Annotated in this window: 13 protein-coding genes and 1 other annotated feature (1 of these 14 cut by a window edge); of the genes, 2 read left to right on the top strand and 11 right to left on the bottom strand. The window is 38.6% G+C overall.

The genetic code is table 11. The features are described 5' to 3' along the window. Positions 1-47 precede the first annotated feature (47 nt). The 4 genes from P3R27_RS00250 to P3R27_RS00235 all read right to left on the bottom strand — a co-directional run bounded on the left by P3R27_RS00250 (position 48) and on the right by P3R27_RS00235 (position 8,316). Entirely contained in the window at positions 48-3,242 is a 3,195-nt protein-coding gene (locus P3R27_RS00250) for a DEAD/DEAH box helicase (protein ID WP_034687160.1), read from the bottom strand. A gap of 18 nt (positions 3,243-3,260) precedes the next feature. Continuing rightward, positions 3,261-6,392 carry an AAA family ATPase gene (locus tag P3R27_RS00245; RefSeq protein ID WP_034687162.1) on the bottom strand — a complete coding sequence of 1,044 codons (3,132 nt, stop codon included), beginning with the start codon at positions 6,390-6,392 and terminating at the stop codon, positions 3,261-3,263. A 6-nt stretch (positions 6,393-6,398) separates the two neighbouring features. Next, on the bottom strand, positions 6,399-7,517 hold the full coding sequence (locus tag P3R27_RS00240; protein ID WP_034687164.1) for an exonuclease SbcCD subunit D: 1,119 nt from the start codon (positions 7,515-7,517) through the stop codon (positions 6,399-6,401). 163 nt (positions 7,518-7,680) lie between these two features. Beyond that, positions 7,681-8,316: a lysophospholipid acyltransferase family protein gene (locus tag P3R27_RS00235; RefSeq protein WP_010734236.1), complete on the bottom strand. Its 636-nt coding sequence runs from the start codon at positions 8,314-8,316 to the stop codon at positions 7,681-7,683. A gap of 131 nt (positions 8,317-8,447) precedes the next feature. Here P3R27_RS00235 and P3R27_RS00230 point away from each other — a divergent pair, with 131 nt between their 5' ends. Both P3R27_RS00230 and P3R27_RS00225 read left to right on the top strand, forming a co-directional pair. Then, a complete protein-coding gene (locus tag P3R27_RS00230) occupies positions 8,448-9,182 on the top strand; it encodes a tRNA1(Val) (adenine(37)-N6)-methyltransferase (protein WP_034687166.1) in 735 nt (244 codons plus the stop codon). After that, a complete protein-coding gene (locus tag P3R27_RS00225; RefSeq protein ID WP_034687168.1) occupies positions 9,172-9,459 on the top strand; it encodes a GIY-YIG nuclease family protein in 288 nt (95 codons plus the stop codon). Before P3R27_RS00230 ends, P3R27_RS00225 begins: the two co-directional genes overlap by 11 nt. A 124-nt stretch (positions 9,460-9,583) precedes the next feature. On the opposite strand, the gene P3R27_RS00220 is transcribed toward P3R27_RS00225, so the two are convergent. The 7 genes from P3R27_RS00220 to hisS form a co-directional block, all read right to left on the bottom strand. Then, complete coding sequence (locus P3R27_RS00220) at positions 9,584-11,515, bottom strand: acyltransferase family protein (protein ID WP_034687170.1); 1,932 nt, start codon at positions 11,513-11,515, stop codon at positions 9,584-9,586. A 481-nt stretch (positions 11,516-11,996) separates the two neighbouring features. Beyond that, on the bottom strand, positions 11,997-12,230 hold the full coding sequence (locus P3R27_RS00215; protein WP_235186267.1) for a hypothetical protein: 234 nt from the start codon (positions 12,228-12,230) through the stop codon (positions 11,997-11,999). Positions 12,231-12,470: 240 nt separating this feature from the next. Further along, positions 12,471-12,755, bottom strand: coding sequence for a hypothetical protein (locus P3R27_RS00210; RefSeq protein WP_034687173.1), 285 nt, complete (start codon positions 12,753-12,755; stop codon positions 12,471-12,473). A gap of 12 nt (positions 12,756-12,767) precedes the next feature. Further along, on the bottom strand, positions 12,768-12,959 hold the full coding sequence (locus P3R27_RS00205; RefSeq protein ID WP_051536081.1) for a hypothetical protein: 192 nt from the start codon (positions 12,957-12,959) through the stop codon (positions 12,768-12,770). 249 nt (positions 12,960-13,208) lie between these two features. Then, entirely contained in the window at positions 13,209-14,084 is an 876-nt protein-coding gene (locus tag P3R27_RS00200) for a YitT family protein (protein WP_010734230.1), read from the bottom strand. 206 nt (positions 14,085-14,290) lie between these two features. Continuing rightward, entirely contained in the window at positions 14,291-16,057 is a 1,767-nt protein-coding gene (aspS, locus tag P3R27_RS00195; RefSeq protein WP_034687178.1) for an aspartate--tRNA ligase, read from the bottom strand. Further along, entirely contained in the window at positions 16,057-17,364 is a 1,308-nt protein-coding gene (gene hisS, locus P3R27_RS00190) for a histidine--tRNA ligase (protein WP_034687180.1), read from the bottom strand. Before hisS ends, aspS begins: the two co-directional genes overlap by 1 nt. A gap of 65 nt (positions 17,365-17,429) precedes the next feature. Then, positions 17,430-17,579, bottom strand: a binding site (T-box leader) (it continues 62 nt past the right edge of the window).

Below are 17,579 nucleotides of genomic sequence, written 5' to 3'. Positions count from 1 at the left end.
TGTTTCCTGTATAAGAGAGTAATTACTCAATAAATGATCTTTACGTTTTATTCGTCATTTTCACCAATACTTAGAATCAAACGAATATCGTCTTCTGTTAGTTTCGTCAATTGTTCTTCGTTTCCTTGGATTACTTTTTGGAACAATTCTCGTTTTTCTTGCTGTAAGGAATCCATTCGTTCTTCGATTGTTCCTTCAGCAATCATTCGCCATACTTCAACAACATTTTTTTGTCCAATACGATGGGCTCTTCCAGCAGCTTGTTCTTCGATCGCTGGGTTCCACCATAAATCATAAAGGATGACTGTATCTGCGCCAGTTAGATTTAACCCAGTCCCTCCTGCTTTAAGTGAAATAAGAAAGACATCTTTTTCACCCGCGTTGAAAGCATCGACCATGGTTAAACGATCTTGTGCCTTTGTACTTCCTCGTAAATAAAAGGTACTTAACCCTAATTCAGCTAACTCCTCTTGAAGGATCGTCAACATACCTGTAAATTGGGAGAATAACAAGACACGACGGTTATTTTCTTTTGCTGCTAGTAATAAATCTTTTACTTGTTCTAACTTACCTGATCCACCTTGATAGTCTTCTACAAACAAGCGAGGATCACAACAAATTTGACGTAAACGTGTCAGTCCTGCCAAGATGCCGATCCGATTCTTTTTGAACGACTCTGAATCCATAGCTGATACTTCTTCACGCATTTGTCTCAAATAGGCAAGATACACTGTTTTTTGTTCTTCCGTCAACGCAGAATAAAGGTTCATTTCAGTTTTTTCTGGTAAATCTTTGAGAACTGTTTGCTTATCTCGTCTTAAAACAAAAGGTCGGATCATTTGCGCGATTTCATCTGTCGTCAATTCTCTAAAACGTGTCCGATTCGGAAAGAACCCTGGCATGATCGTAGCAAATAGTGACCATAGTTCTTCAAGGCTATTTTCGATTGGTGTCCCACTTAAAGCAAACCGCTGCGGAATATGCAACTCTCGTAAAGCTTGAGCAGTCTTTGTGCTGCTATTTTTCACCATTTGCGCTTCATCTAAGACTAAATAATTAATTGTCGATGATTGATATTCTGAAAGATCCTGACGTAAGCTCGCATAAGAAGTAACACGAATATCTACTTTTTCAACTAACAAAGTTTCTCGCTCTTTCTTATTGCCATTGATCACTTGGACACTCAATGAGGGCGCAAACTTTTTCACTTCGGCTTGCCAGTTATAGATCAAACTCGCCGGTGCTACAATCAAGGCGTCCAATGAACCTTTTTCTTCTTTCTCCGAAAGCAGAAAAGCAATAGTCTGCAACGTTTTCCCTAGACCCATTTCATCAGCTAAAATGCCACCAAATTGATAATGACCTAACATTTTCAACCATTGGAATCCTTGCTTCTGATAGTCTCTAAGCTCTGCTTGTAAATTCTTTGGTAAAGCGGCTTCGTAATTCGTAGGATCGATCAAGTCTTGAGTCATTTGTTGGAAAGAATCGCCAAAACTAGCATTACTTCCTGTAAATTGTTCTTTGATCATCAATCCTTGATTTTTTGGCACTTGGATAACGCCATCGTCTGAACGGATCGTATCTCTGAATTGTTGTAGGATTTTGCTTGTTTGTTGGAATTCTTCTGAATCAAAAGACAATACCTGTCCACTTTCTAAGGTATAAAATGAATCATTTCTTAACAAACTCTGCAAAACATTGTCGATTTCATGCTCGTTGATTCCTGTCACATCAAAGCGGATATCTAGCCATGATCCTGTTTCTTCTACTTCAATCTGTGGTTGGTGTTTTTGTGCATCTAGATATAATTCCCGTAATTTTTTTCCTATACGGACTTCTCCAAATTGACGAAAAACAGCTAATTCTGTCCGGAAAAACTGATACAATGCTTCACCTTCAGGTAATGGACGTTCGTAGCCCGTTTTATTTTTCCGGTAACGGTACATACGAAACAAATCAAGAACCCGATGTTCTTGCGCCGTATCTCTCAATATTTCGGTAGTTTGCTCAGCAAGCGTTTCATGTCGTTCATCTGTGGAGAACACAACATCTCCATATACAAAATCGATCCTTGCTTGAATTTTCCCTTTCATTTTTTTAAAAACAAAGACAAACTCTACTGGAATATCTGCGACTTCTGCTGTCACTTCATCATCAATAGCAACGGTTCCTATCTGATCTAAAAGCGGTAAAATTTCTTTAAATAAAGAAGACAATTCTTTTTTATGAAAGGCAACTTCTGGCTCTTCAAAACGTTTCATCAGTTGTTTCCAAGTCAAATAGATCGTCTGTTGCTGTTTAGTCAAATGATAGATAGTACCTTGTCTGATCCCCCACTGATAGTGAGACAAGTACAAATCAAAGTCACTTACGGCAGTCAATTGATACTGTATTTCTCTCTTCTTGACTTGAAAACTTAGCGGTTTCGTATCGTCTGAAAACTGGATGCCATGATAAGTTTGATCATTGATCTGTAGTTTCAAACGTGTCGATTGATTCATACGCTCTAACAAAGATTTCGACTGATCGATTGGCAAAAGTAAGTAACGCTTGTCTAATTTCCCTTTTACCAAGACACCGTTTGCGCCTAATAATGTTTGCGTCTGTGCAATACCTGCGAATAGATCCATTAGTTGTTGATCTTCTTGTTGGAAAACTCGGTGCTCTAAACGGAATTGATACTGTTTATTGACCGTATAGTTTTCTTCTTCTGTATACGCCTGTAAAAATTCATAAATATTTTTTACGATGTATGTCTTCTTAGGTGTTTCTAGAAAGCCCACACGTAGATATACCGCCAAAATAGACAGTTCTGGATGGTATTGATTGGTTTCGATCTGTTCGACATGATAATCGATCACTAAGGGTTGCAAGGATTTAGTAGAAGTCTTCCCTTTTAATCGGGCAAATCCTTTTGTCAACAGTTCTCCTTCACTGGACTTTTTCGTTGGTTCAATCATTTTTTGATCTTTCTGCATGATACGAGAAAGTTGTTTCGATCGTAAATAAAGTTCTACTGCAACAGTGTGCTTGCAATAATGATGTTCTTCCCAGTATGGGCATTGACAGTAGTCGATTTCTTTTGCTGTACCATCTAAATCAACTAAATACAGCTCACTACCTAAAACCTCTGCATGCCACACATTGTCTTCTTGATCTGGGACAACCGATAACACACGGTCTTCTTGCAAATATTGACGCCCTCTTGCAATGACTTTTTCCGGAATACTCCATTTCATTGTTATCAATCTCCCTTCTTAACCAAAATGGTAGCGTATTTCACTCTGTCCACTACCTTTTGTATCAATTCGTATTTGTTGCAAGACACGTTCTTTCAACTCACGTACATGGCTGATGATCCCGATCATCCTGCCTTCGCTTTCAACTGTTTCTAATGCTTCCATCGCCATTTCCAAGGCTTCTTCATCCAGTGAACCAAACCCTTCATCAATAAACAATGCTTCGATCGTGATCCCACCAGCTTGCGCTTGAATCACTTCTGCCAAGGCTAAAGCTAATGATAATGCAGCAATAAAGCTTTCGCCTCCGGATAAAGTATGCGATCCTCTGGTCGTTCCTGCTTCATCATCGTACACGTTGATCTCCAGACCAGTCTTTCCCCGGTAACTACCGACTTCTTCATCTAATTCAAACTGATAGCGGCTTTTTGTCAATCGTATCAAATGTTCATTAGCGACTTGCAAGACTTCTTGTAAATAAACTTGCAAGACATAACGTTCAATGCTTGTTTTTTTAGGATTTTCACCATTCATCGTCTGTGATAATTGTTGCAACTGGATCAATTCATCTAGTTGTTCCTGACTATTTTGATAACTTGTAGTAAATTCCATGACCACTTTCTGATTGGTTTTATACTCTTGTTGTAAGTGATAGATCAATTGTTGCTGCTCTTCAATGTGTTGTTTGATTTTTTCGATTCGTTCACTCAACACTGTCAAATCTTGGGATTTTTCATCATAGGTGACATGTTCCAATTGTTCTAAGCGAGTGGAAAGCACCAACTGTTTCGTTTGATACTCCTTGATCGTTGTTTTTCTATTTTCGTATGTGACTGTTTCTTTTAACAACGCTGCTATTGCTTCTTGCGAAGAAAAATCAGTGTGTTGCTCCAAGAAACTAGAGATTTTACATTGTTCTTTCCCATATTGAGCAGTTGTCTTTTCGATTTGTTCAGTCAACGTTTCGATTTTAGTCGTCAAAACAGCTGATTCTTGCTGGAGTTTCTCACCTTGGGCCATTTGCTCTTCCAATTCTTGCTTGCTCTTGCTCGACTGTTTGGCTAATTGATCAGCTTCTTTTACTAAAGTATCAATGTCTTCTGTTACTAATTGTTGACTCAATCCTGCCATCTCACCTTGGAGTCGTTGGATTTTTTCATTATGGAGCATTTGTTGCGCTTTGATCTGTTCAATTTGTTCTTTGTTGCTGGCTAGTTCTTCCATGACCCTTACATGTGCTTCTTCTGCTTTTTTGATTTCCTTTAAACGAGCATTGAGGGTTTTCTCTATTTCCGCCAACCCTTGAACAATATTTTCTTGCACATCTATTTGGAAGGTGTCTTTTAACTCTGTGTTCAAATAAATTGCTTGTTGATCCAACTGTTGACTCGTTTCCATTTGTTGCTGGCTTAAACGAGCAAGCTGTTGGTTGATTTTTTCGATTTCTGCTTCTTTCCGACCAATTTCTTGATGCGTTTTTTCGATCGATTGTTCTGCTTGGACCATTTTTTCTTCAAGCACAGCTAAGTTTTCTTGCACTGATTCACGATTATCCGGTGTCAATGGATGCTCCGTTGCACCACACACTGGACAAGGTTCACCAGGTATCAATAGGGTTTGTAAATAAGTAATTTGTTGCTTTGCCCAGTCGCTTTTACATTGATTGAAATCGTGTGTTTGTTGTTCAAGTAATCGTTGTTTTCCTACCAATTGCTCTGTTGTTTGTTCAAAGTACTGATGATTTTTTACTAGTTCTTTGTCAAGGTGATCAAGGTGTTGCTGTTGTTCACAGTAACGTTCCCCTTCTAAACGTAAACGTTCATAAACCAACTGTTTTTCTTGTAGTTCCCCTTGTGTTGCTAAAACGGTTTGACTCATTTGTTGTCTTTCTTGAAGGATCAATTGCTGATCTGCCAGTTGTTGGATTTTTTGCTGTAATTCACTGACTTTTTTTTCTATTACGGAAAATTCCGATTGTTTTTTTCTGAAAGTATCAGCCACTGGGATCAATCGTTGCTTTTCTTGGAGCATTTGACTCATTTTTGCTATTTTTTTTTCGGTATTTTCTCGTACGTCCGCCTGTTCTTGCCATTTCTGTAAATCACTTGCCACCTTATTGAAAGCAATAATTAGTTGCTGTTTTTCACTTTCCTGTGTGGTAAGTGATTCTTGGTATTCTTTGCTACGTTCAAGCGGGGTGCGCAATTGCTGAGCAACTTCATAATGAGAAATCCACCTTTGGTGCTCCTCGATCACTTGCTGTTGCTCATTGAGCATTTGTTGTTCTGCTAATAATTGTTGCTTTTCTTCATAAGCAGATTTTTGATTTTTCCCGTGGTAGTAATCCGTCTCGCTGATTTTTTGTTCTTCTTTCAGTTGCTCTAATACTTCTTGCTCTGATGCGAGTCTTGTTGAAATTTGATTTTGATGCTCGTGCCACTCATTGATCACTGTCTCAAAAGATTGTAGACCAGCCGGTTGCTTCTCCTCATAGGAACTAAATTGCCTTTGCAATAAGACTAATTCTTGCTCCAAATGATCCAGTTCTTTTTGCTTGTTCTTGGCTTTTTCTTTCAATTGTTCGGTGAATCGTTGAAAGAATTGTGTACCAAATAAGTTACGTAAAACTGTTTCTTTTTCACTACTAGAGGAAATCAAGAAATTCCGAAATTCTCCTTGTGGCAGTAAAACGATCTGTGAAAATTGTTTCGCATCTAAATTCAATAGTTCTTTGATTTCTTGATCAACTTCACTACGTTTTGTTAATTGTCGAATTTCTTTTCCTTTTTCATCAAAGATCGTTAAACTGACTTTTGCCGCCTGTTTTCTCATGCCTTCACCCTTGCGTTTAGCTAACAATTGTTCAGGCTTACGTTCGACTTCATAACGCAACTGTTGATGTTCAAACGAAAAAAAGACACTCGTTTCGTCTTCTGGTGTCGCAAATAATGACCGCATCTCTTTGCCAGACCGCAACCTTCCAGATGTTTCTCCAAAAAGCGCATAGGTCATACCATCAAAAATCGTTGTTTTGCCAGACCCTGTTTTTCCTGTAATCAAAAACAAGGCCGCTTGGGTCAATTTTGAGAAATCAATCGTTTCATCGATAAATGGGCCAAAATTTTTCAATCGTAACGTCTGTGGTTTCATACTTGATCATTCCGTTTCTGTGAGTTCTTGCAACGTTTCTTCTAACCAGCTCATTTGTTGTTCTGTCATCGGTTCATCCACCATTTCAGTAAAGAATGTTTCCGCGAGTTTCTTTGGTTGCTTGATTTCAAGTGTCTGTCGTTTGCTTGTGGAACGATGCCGTCCATTGACACGTTCGACACCAAGTATTCGAGGATAGATTGCTCGTAGTTGATTCATCATGTTAGGGATAACTGCGCGATCTTTTAAATAAATCTGCAAATAATTTTCTCGGTTGATCGTATGGTAAAAACTTGGATCTAATAATTCTTTAAAACTAGCAGTTACTTCAGCGAGATCATACAAAGGTGTGATTTCTTGAAAATCCAACACCAAGGTGTCAGTTAGATCAACGATCCAAACACCTTTTTTCTGATTGATTTCTGAAAGCGAGAATTTAAGCGGCGAACCACTGTATCTAGCATTTTCTTGCTGCAAGGCCGCTTGATTATGGAGATGTCCTAACGCGACATAATCAAATGGCTCCAATAAACTACCTGGAATCGCATCTAGTCCGCCCACTTCGATTTTTGTTTCTGAATCTGATTTCTTACTACCAGTCACAAAAAAGTGACTGACTAGCACCTGTTTTTTTTCAGGATCAAAAGCGAGTTGCATCTGGTCAACCACTTTTTCCATTGCTTGTTGGACCGTGCGGATCGTATCATCTTCAAAATAACTTCTAGCAGAGATTGGTTCAAAATAAGGCAATAAGAAAAATTGAGTATTTTGATAGTCGATAGGTTGGAAAGCTTCAGCAAATCGGGTGTGTAAAAAAAATTTTGTTTGGCTGAACCATTCCGTGCCAGCAGATAATCGAACACTACTATCATGGTTTCCAGAGATAGCGAAAATCGGGAATTTTTCGTTCAGGTTCCAGTTGATCATCAGCCGATTGAATATCTCTACGGCTTCTACGGCTGGGATGCTTCGATCATAGAGATCACCTGCAATGACGATCGCATCCACTTTTTCCTTTTTCGCAATCGTTAAAATCTCAGATAGTACATGTTCTTGCTCTTTAAGTAAATCGTAGCCCTGCAATTTTTTTCCTATATGCCAATCTGCTGTATGTAAAAAACGCATCTCATCACCTCAAAAAAATATCCTTCTTACTATTATAACACTTCCATCAAGGACATGACAGCTAGAATCACTTACAAAAAGGGGGTTTTATAACAAAAAAAGCGATAAAGAAGCGGCGTCTTAGACAATCCGTTTCTTTTATCACTCATCGAATAAAGAACAATTATTCTGTTTCATTCTTTTTTATGATCTCATATTTAAAATCAGGATTTACTTCCTTGTCTAATTTATCAAATGCAGCTTGTGTACGTCGCTCGATTTCTGCCATTCCTTCCTTGTCAGTTTTTTTGATATCTGACAAGTCGATCGGTTCACCAAAGCGAACAATCACACGTTTTCGTTTGAATAAATCACCTAACGTGAGCGGGCCTTGGTACACAGCTGGAACGATTTTTACTTTGGCCATTTTGGCAATCAATGCCATTCCGCCTTTCAACTCAGTCGCATGTCTTGTCCCACTAGGAAACATGATCAATCCTAGATCGGTTGATTTTAGAATCTTGACAGGTGTCTTGATCACACTTGGTCCCGGATTATCCCTTTTGACTGGAAAAGCATTCGAACGGGTTAAAATGAATCGCAAAACAGGGTTTTTGAACAATTCTTCTTTCGCCATAAAGCTAAACGATTTAGGGGATGCAGCAACAGCGAGATACAACGGGTCCCACCAAGTGCGGTGCGGTGCAACAAGTATGTAATTCTCGTCTTTGGGTAAGACTTCTTTATTCTCATAGCGGGCATTGCCATTGATAACAGCTAAGATCACTTTCACGAGCCCGCGCATAAATCGATAGAACATATTCTCTTCCTTTCTTTGCTTCTCGTTCCTATAGTATGCCTAAAAAAGACCGATTTGACAAGTTCTCTTGGTTCTTTTGAATAAAAATAGTATACTACATACGATTAGTTTTTTCATTTGGAGGGAATTAGATGCTTCACGAACATGAACGTATTGACCAATTATATGCAAAAGATATTAAGATTATCCAAAGTTCCCAAGTTTTTTCCTTTTCTTTAGATGCCGTATTGCTTGCTCATTTTGCTCGTGCGCCAAAAAATGGTCAAATCGTTGACCTTTGTTCGGGGAATGGTGCTGTCGGGCTATTTTTAAGCAAACAAACACAGGCAAAGATCGATGCAATCGAACTACAGCCACGCTTAGCTGACATGGCTCGACGGAGCATTTCCTTGAATCATTTAGAACAACAAATGACCGTGCATACGATTGACTTAAAAGAAAGCTTATCGGTTGTCAGACACAACTCTTGTGACTTAGTCGTCTGCAACCCCCCTTACTTTAAAGGCTTACCTACAAACAAAAAAAATCCAAATGAACATCTAGCAATTGCCCGACATGAGATCCATACAACGTTGGAAGAAGTGATCCAAATCTCCGGCAAGTTATTAAAAACAAATGGTCGCTTAGCTCTTGTACATCGCCCAGAACGTTTCTTAGAGATTTTGACCCTTATGCAAACCTATCAGATTGCACCGAAACGTGTTCAGTTTGTTTATCCTAAAGTAGGCAAAGAAGCAAATATTTTATTGATTGAAGGAATCAAGCAAGGAAAAGCCGATGGTTTCAAAGTTTCTCCACCTTTATTCACCTATGATACGCAAGGTGAGTATACCCCTGAACTCCGTGAGATGCTTTATGGAGAATAACCATTACTTTTATGTATTGCACTGCCAAGATAATACGTTCTATGGAGGATATACCACCGATTTGGCTCGTCGTTTACAGGAACATAACAATGGTACAGGCGCTAAATACACTCGTTTGCAAAAGAGACGTCCTGTAAAAATGATCCATGCAGAAGGATACTCTACAAGAAGTGAAGCCACAAAAGCCGAAGCCGCGTTCAAAAAACAAACACGCCGGCAAAAAGAAAACTATTTGAAGACACATCCTTCTCTTTCTTTACCTGATCAAACGGAGTAAAAAAAATTTTAGAGAAAAAGAATGCCTCAACGAAAGATCGGAGAACGATTTTCGTTGAGGCATTCTTTTTTGTAAGAGTTATCCTACTGATCTGGTCAAAACATTGCTGTCACAACCTCAGTTTTTATTCACTTACTTGAGTACTATCAGATAGAGTGTCACTCGTACTAGTCGAAGCAGTCTCACTCGTTTTGCTTGTCTCTGATTCTTTTGTTCCACCTAATAGTGCTTCACTGACTAGATGGATATAATTCAACATACCATCTGGATTTGGATGGACTTGATCATCATAGAACCATTCACTGTGATCGTTACTATAACCGTACCAATCAATCACTGTCATGTTGTCATATTTCTTTTCCATTTCTGTGAGCATGGTGTTGACTTCATTTTGCCAGCGCTTCGTTGGTACGCGAACATTGACCCAGTAAACTTTACGATCCCCGATCGCGTTCATCAAGCTATCAAATTGCGCCTCAGAAAAAGAGCCATTTGTTCCTAACCCAATTAATACCGTATCTTTCAATAGATCCCGATTTTTCAATTCTTCGATATAAGGAACGCTTGTATAGAGTTGACGACCAACATCACCATCTACGACTACTTGCGGATATAGTTCTTTTAAATCTGCCGCAGCATCTAACATGACTGAATCACCAAATGCAGTTAGCTCTAGTTGTTGGGCTTTTTCCCCTTGCGCTTTGGTCAAATCATATTTATCCAAAATCGCTTGGTCAATAGGTGCTACATTATTGCCTTGATTATTCTGACTTTTTTCAGCTAGTTTTTTACTTTCAGCAATATTCTTTTGTAATTGCTCTTGGTCCGCTGTCACAGCATTTTTAGGTGCAGTGACGAACCCGACTAAGGCAATCGCTACGACTAAGGTTCCAGGGACTACCCATGGCTTTTTCCAACTGAAAATAGGTTTGGTGAACCAGCCTTTGACGATGCGAAATGTTTGGCTATAATCAAAGCGTGCCAATGGACGTTCGATAAAGCGGTACGACAGTTCACTGATCAATAAAATCAATGTGATTTCAATGACCGTGTGTAGCAACACATGATCAGCGATACCTGATACTTTCGCTTCGTAAAAAATCATTACCGGAAATTGGTATAAATAGATTCCATAACTTCGTTTACCGATCCAACTAAAGACCGGATTCGTCAACCAGCGATTCAAGCTCGCACCGGGATGCGCTGTGACTGCCACAAGAACCATACATAAAAGACTGACTAAAAAGAACCCGCCATAATAGATAAAGCTCAAATGGTCATCTAAGAAAAAGAAAAAGAGGATCAAGATGAGCAACGAACTAAAACCCGCTAAATTCAATACTTTCTTTGCTTGTTTAGGGATATTTTTCTTCAATCGCGTACTTGGCCAAACAAAAGCCAATGCACTCCCCATCCAAATCGAGAACAAGCGAGTATCTGTCCCATAATACACACGAGTAGGATCGCCATTTGGCGAGTACAACACCATCATCAAAATCGCCGAAGCAATGGCTGTGCCCATAATGACATAAAAAATATTTTTTTTCTTACGGACAAATACCATGAGTAATACAAAGATGATCGGCCAGATCAGATAGTTCTGCGCCTCTACTGCTAAGGACCAAATATGGGTAAATGGCGACTCATTTGCAAAACGATCAAAATAGGATAATCCATTATTGATCTGCCACCAGTTATTGACATAGAATAAACTGCTAAGTACAACGCCCCGAAGATTATTCAACAATCCTCGCTGGAATAGCGTAATATATGCTGATGCAGTAATAAGCAAAAAAACGAGCCCAGGATACAGTCGTTTCATTCGCCGAACATAAAATTGCCAAATATTGATTTTTCCATTTTGTTCCCACTCTTGTCGTAAGAGATCAGTGATAAGATAACCTGAAACGACAAAAAATATCGGAACACCTAGGTAACCACCCTTCATACTTGTTGGCAACAGGTGGTATAGAATAACTCCGATGACCGCTAATGAACGAATTCCATCGAAGCCCGTGATATACCGGCTACTTTTTAATCTTTTTTGTTTTTCCATTCATTCTTCCAACTTTTCATAAACTTTTTTCATTCGTAATATACGTGCATTACCAAAAAATAGCAAGTAAAAACTTCATAAAAGTTGCCACTTTATACTATAATCCCATAGTTCATCAAAAAAGAACACATTTTTAAGTAACTTTAACAAAATTTCAAATATAACAAGTTGGCTAATTGTTGCTTGGATATGGTTTCATTATTTTTCGTTGATGGGCGAGAAATAATGGAATGAATTCTACTCTTAGCATGGATAAACATCTGGAATAGCCATTTAAAAATTTGGCCCTCCCAAAAAAGAATCAATAAAAGCTATTCTACTTTACTTGATTCTTATCGGAACATTGTAAATACTCCAAACATCTATGCTCCTTAGTTGCAAGTACTCTGTCACTCCTTTTCTATGATCACTTTAATCACTCATTCCTACTTATTACGAAAAAACATCACCTGTTCTTTAGCAGACAGATGATCGTTCTCTTTCATATCATATATTTAATTTTTTTCAAAATAAGTGTTGCCATTTCAATTTTATGAACTCCAGGTTGTAGCATTTCCTCTGAAAATCCATCCCTTTCAAATGTAGTACCGTCTTTGGGTAAAACGGCTAGAGACATTAATTCGAAGATCTCCTCTTTAGTGATTTGATCAATTTGAATCCAAGTTTCTTCTCTTGCAAAGCAACCTTTATTATCATCAATTTTCAAGTATTTCATAATTATCTCTCCTTGTTTTGTAGGTTCGTTTGCCGACTTCCAGACAATTCAATTGCACAGACAGATTGCTAACGGAACTGTCGTTAGATGCACCGATTCTATTATTATGTGTAGAGACAAAAACAGGAATATGTTTAGAAATATCTTGTAGGACAGTATTTATTCTGTTGTTTAAAATCATATTATCAAAAGAAGACTCAGGTTCATCAATAAGAAGTAGATTCTATTTGAGTGAATCTTCTATTTTTCTGAGAAAATTATATTCTGCTCGTCACTCCCAGAAACGGGATTCAGCTCTTTGTTTAATCTGTCAATTTGCATTTTAACAAAGTATTTTACAAAGTCAGCATGCTCTAAAATATCTTTGTTTTTTAAAGCTTGTAGGTAGTCAAATGGTTGATCATAACATTTAAAGACTTCAATAAAGGAAGTTTGCTTTTTTATGATGTTCAGAACTTCTTGAGCGCCTCTAAAAGGTCTTTTTGATTTTCTAATTGTAAAATCGTAAACTTCGGTTTCGTCCAATATCTTATCTTTTTATAGTTCTTTGGTTATGTTATTGCACTCATTTATCATTTTTGTATCATCAATTATTGTCACTTGTTTTAAGATATCTTCTTGCATATGTCTAGCAATCAAGTTAGGAGGAATTTTTTCTAACCACTCTTGATCGGGTACATAGTCAAGGTAATTACCAATCGTCGTTAGGACTACATCATCACTAGCCAATTCTACTAATCCAATTTGAATTGCATGGTGGCTATCCAAGTTCAGATAAGTGGTTCATATGATCATACTTCATAAATCTTATGAAGGAAGACGCCTTTTACCTGTTGAAATATCGTTAGCATAAATGATTATTTTCAGTTCCTTAATCGCAGCAATCATTTCTGGTATGCTAGCGCCAAGAAGATCAAAAAAACACAGCGACAACCGATCAGTTATCCACTGTGTTTTATCTAACTATTTTACTAAAATCTAAATCCCATCTTCATAAAAACGTCCGAGAATTTGAACATTTTCCGCAATACTGACAAATGCTTGCGGGTCAGAAGATTTCATTGCTTCACGTAACAAAGGAAGCTCATAGCGAGTAACGATCGTCATTAAGACTGTTTGTTTATCATGCTTATACGCACCTTCTGCTTCATTGATGATCGTGATCCCACGACGCATACATTTTTGGATGGCTTCAATCACTGCTTCAGGATGTTTAGTCACGATCATGACTTGCATCTTTTTTTGTTTCGTATAGACGACATCCGTCACTTTACCACTCACAAAAATCGACAAAGCACTATAAAACATATACTGCCAACCGAAGAGCAAGCCCGCTACGAAAACAATCAGTGCATTGAAATAAATGGAAATAGAACCGATGGATCGACCTGTTTTTTTACGGATCGTAATACTCACGATATCTAATCCGCCAGAAGATAAGCCATTTTTTAATGCTAAACCAATACCAACCCCATTGACGGCACCACCGAATATCGCACAAATGATCGGATCGGTGGAAAGAATCGTTTGTGGCAAAAGATGGATACTAAGCGAAGTTAATGTCACAGTGATAAATGTAAAAATCGTAAATTTCTTTCCAAGTTTAAACCAAGCTAAAAAAAATAACGGGATATTCAATAAATATAATGTGGTTGAAACAGGGATTTCAAAACCAATTACTGATTTAGAAAGCGTCGTTAAGATTTGTGCAAGACCGGTTATCCCACTTGAATAGATGTTTCCTGGTTGATAAAAAAAGTTCAATGCAACTGAAGCAATCAGTGCATAGACGATCGACACCGAAAGTTTGGTCGTATAATCATGATACGCCCAATTTTCGAAAGTTTTTTTCATGAAAAAAGCCTCGCTTTATCTGGTATGCCCTTATTATATGATCTTTTAGAATATAATCAAGAGACTTCTTTGAAAAATAGATTGGAAATTCCAATATAAGAGAAAAAAGGTTGCTCCAGTGTCACTAGCGCGAATCAATCGCGACTTATTAGTGACTCTTTCACAACCTTGGCATTCCTATGAAAATAACTTCTCTTTCTTATTTGTTATTCAACATCTGTAACGTCGATGTTCAATTCAAATAATTGAAGATCAGAAACAGTGCTTGGTGCATCACTCATGACATCAGCTGCTTTACCATTTTTAGGGAAAGCAATCACTTCACGAATGTTTTCCTCACCTGCAAGCAACATCACAAAGCGATCAAGTCCCAAGGCAATTCCTCCATGTGGTGGGAAGCCATAGTCTAATGCACTTAATAGGAAACCAAATTGCTCTTCCATTTCTTCTTCAGAAAAGCCTAGTGTTTTTAATACTTTTTCTTGTAATTCTCTTGTATGGATACGTAACGATCCCCCGCCTAATTCATAGCCGTTCAAGACGATGTCATACGCTTCTGCGTAGACTTTTGCCGGATCAGTTGCCAATAACTCGACATCGGATGCTTTAGGCATTGTAAACGGATGGTGCGCGGAGACATAGCGGCCTTCTTCTGCTGAATATTCAAATTGTGGCCATTCTGTCACCCATAAGAAATTGAATTTTGATTCGTCGATCAAGTCTAATTCTTTTCCTAAGCGAGAACGAATTGCTCCAAGAGTGGCTGCAACGATTTCTTCTTTATCTGCACCAAATAATAAAATATCCCCAACTTCAGCGTTTGTTGCATGGATCAGTTCTTCAGATGCCTCGCCCATAAATTTCGCAATCGGACCTTTCAAGCCATCTTCTTCTACTTTTAACCAAGCTAGTCCTTTTGCGCCAAACTGAGTGGCATATTGTCCAAGATTATCTAAATCTTTACGTGAATACTTGCTTGCTGCATTTTTCGCATTCAGCGCTTTGACCACTCCACCATTTTCAAGCGCCATTTGGAAAACTTTAAATTCAACGTCTTTCACAACCGTGCTCAAATCGATCAATTCCATGTCGAAACGTGTATCTGGCTTGTCACTTCCATAACGGCTCATCGCTTCATCATACGTCATACGTGGGAATGGCAAAGTGACTTCGATACCACGTACCTCTTTCATCACTTTAGCAATCAATCCTTCTGTATAGGTTTGGATTTCTTCAGCAGACAAGAACGTCGTTTCGATATCGACCTGTGTAAATTCCGGTTGACGGTCGCCACGTAAATCTTCATCACGGAAACAACGAACGATTTGATAGTAACGATCAAATCCAGCATTCATCAATAATTGTTTGAACAACTGTGGTGACTGTGGTAAAGCATAGAAATGCCCCGCATGGATACGAGAAGGTACTAAGTAATCTCTCGCACCTTCTGGTGTTGATTTGCCCAAATAAGGTGTTTCAATATCCAAGAAATCATGGTCATCCAAGTAATGACGGATCGCTTTCGTTGTGTCGTTGCGCAATTTGATATTTTTCGTCATTTTTGGACGACGTAAATCAAGATAGCGATACTTCAAACGAATCTCATCACTAATCGTTTGTTCATCCTCAATCAAGAAAGGTGGTGTTTTGGCCTGATTCAAGATAATGATTTCATCCGCGATGATCTCAAATTCACCCGTTGCCATTTTAGGATTGATTGCCAATTCATCCCGATTTTTTACTGTACCTGTCACTTCGATGACGTATTCACTACGGCATTTATCTGCGATTTCCCATGCTTCTTTATTGATTTCTGGATTAAAAACAAGTTGAACGATCCCTTCACGATCACGTAAATCGATAAAGATCACGCCACCTAAGTCCCGTCTTTTTTGTACCCAACCTTTTAATGTAACTGTTTGTCCTAACTGCTTTTCTGAAACCAGTCCACAGTAAACTGTTCGTTGTGCCATCATTTTTCCTCCTGTTCAGTAGATAATGTCATTTCATCATAGACTTTATCAAAGTGGTCATAAATATCTTCTAGTGCAAAGCTTTTCTCTGTACGATTAGCCATTGATTTGACGTTGATCGTTTGATTTGCTAGTTCATCCGCACCAATCACTAAGACCAACTTCGCATCGGCTTTGTCTGCTGTCTTAAATTGTGCTTTGGCTTTACGTCCCATAAAATCACGATCTGCGGAAAAACCAAAATCACGGATCGCTTGAACGATTTTCAACGCTTCGATATTTGTTTCTTCGCCTAGTGCCACCACATAGGCATCTAATGTATTCATTACAGGGACAGCTACTTCTTCTGCCTCCATCGTTAATAAAATACGTTCGATCCCCATCGCAAAACCAAATCCTGGTGTCGCTGGTCCTCCTAGTTCTTCGACCAAGTTGTCATAACGGCCTCCCGCACAAATCGTTGCTTGTGCGCCCATTTTAGGTGCGTCACTCATCACTTCAAAAATCGTATGCGTATAATAATCTAACCCACGAACCATATTGCTGTCGATTTCATACGGTACATCTAACGCATCCAACATGGCAATCACTGTTTCAAAATGTGCTTTTGCTGTTTCACTTAAATAATCTAAGATCGAAGGCGCTTCTGCTACGAATTTTTGATCACGTTTGTCTTTACTATCCAATACACGTAATGGATTTTCATGTAAACGACGTTGTGAATCTTCGCTTAATTCTGCTTCGAACGGTACAAGGTAATCGATCAACGCTTGACGATACGCTTGTCGCGTTTCTTGATCGCCTAAAGAGTTGATCACTAAACGGATTTGACTGATTCCTAATTGTTTGAAGAAGTCTAAGGCCATCACCATGCTTTCAACATCCGTCGCAGGATTGTCTGAGCCAAATGCTTCGACACCGATTTGATGGAATTGACGTAAACGACCTTTTTGAGGACGCTCATAACGAAACATTGGTCCCATATAAAATGTTTTGTAAGGTTTTGTATATTCTGGTCCAAATAATTTATTCTCAACAAATGAACGGACGATTGGTGCAGTTCCTTCTGGACGAAGCGTCACATGACGCTCGCCCTTGTCGTAAAAATCATACATTTCTTTTGAAACGATATCAGTCGTATCCCCTACGCTACGAGCAATCACTTCATAATGCTCAAAAATCGGCGTGCGGATCTCATTATATTGATAATCTTTGAATAATAAACGCGCAGTTTCTTCAACAAATTGCCATTTTTCAGATTCTCCAGGTAAAATATCATTTGTTCCTTTAGGTCTTTGGAAGCTCATCTTTTTCTCTCCTTTTCTTCACACTATGTAATCAATGCCAACAAAAAACACCCTTGTTCGCCATGAACAAGGGTGAATGATTATTTCATACACGGTACCACCTATATTTGAAAGATTGCTCTTTCCTCTCACGATTAACGCTCGTTTACGGGACGGCTTTGCACGCGTCCATCTCCAGAGTGTCTTTCAGAAACTACTTGTTTTAGATCGCTCTC

This window comes from Enterococcus spodopteracolus (assembly GCF_030441955.1).
Taxonomy (GTDB): Bacteria; Bacillota; Bacilli; order Lactobacillales; family Enterococcaceae; genus Enterococcus_B; species Enterococcus_B spodopteracolus.
This window is presented reverse-complemented; position numbering and strand designations above follow the sequence as displayed.

Excerpts from the sequence above, each read along its gene's own strand:
- P3R27_RS00250 (WP_034687160.1), bottom strand. The coding sequence starts at position 3,242 with ATGAAATGGAGTATTCCGGAAAAAGTCATTGCAAGAGGGCGTCAATAT.
- P3R27_RS00245 (WP_034687162.1), bottom strand. The coding sequence starts at position 6,392 with ATGAAACCACAGACGTTACGATTGAAAAATTTTGGCCCATTTATCGAT.
- P3R27_RS00240 (WP_034687164.1), bottom strand. The coding sequence starts at position 7,517 with ATGCGTTTTTTACATACAGCAGATTGGCATATAGGAAAAAAATTGCAG.
- P3R27_RS00235 (WP_010734236.1), bottom strand. The coding sequence starts at position 8,316 with ATGTTCTATCGATTTATGCGCGGGCTCGTGAAAGTGATCTTAGCTGTT.
- P3R27_RS00230 (WP_034687166.1), top strand. The coding sequence starts at position 8,448 with ATGCTTCACGAACATGAACGTATTGACCAATTATATGCAAAAGATATT.
- P3R27_RS00225 (WP_034687168.1), top strand. The coding sequence starts at position 9,172 with ATGGAGAATAACCATTACTTTTATGTATTGCACTGCCAAGATAATACG.
- P3R27_RS00220 (WP_034687170.1), bottom strand. The coding sequence starts at position 11,515 with ATGGAAAAACAAAAAAGATTAAAAAGTAGCCGGTATATCACGGGCTTC.
- P3R27_RS00215 (WP_235186267.1), bottom strand. The coding sequence starts at position 12,230 with ATGAAATACTTGAAAATTGATGATAATAAAGGTTGCTTTGCAAGAGAA.
- P3R27_RS00200 (WP_010734230.1), bottom strand. The coding sequence starts at position 14,084 with ATGAAAAAAACTTTCGAAAATTGGGCGTATCATGATTATACGACCAAA.
- aspS (WP_034687178.1), bottom strand. The coding sequence starts at position 16,057 with ATGGCACAACGAACAGTTTACTGTGGACTGGTTTCAGAAAAGCAGTTA.
- hisS (WP_034687180.1), bottom strand. The coding sequence starts at position 17,364 with ATGAGCTTCCAAAGACCTAAAGGAACAAATGATATTTTACCTGGAGAA.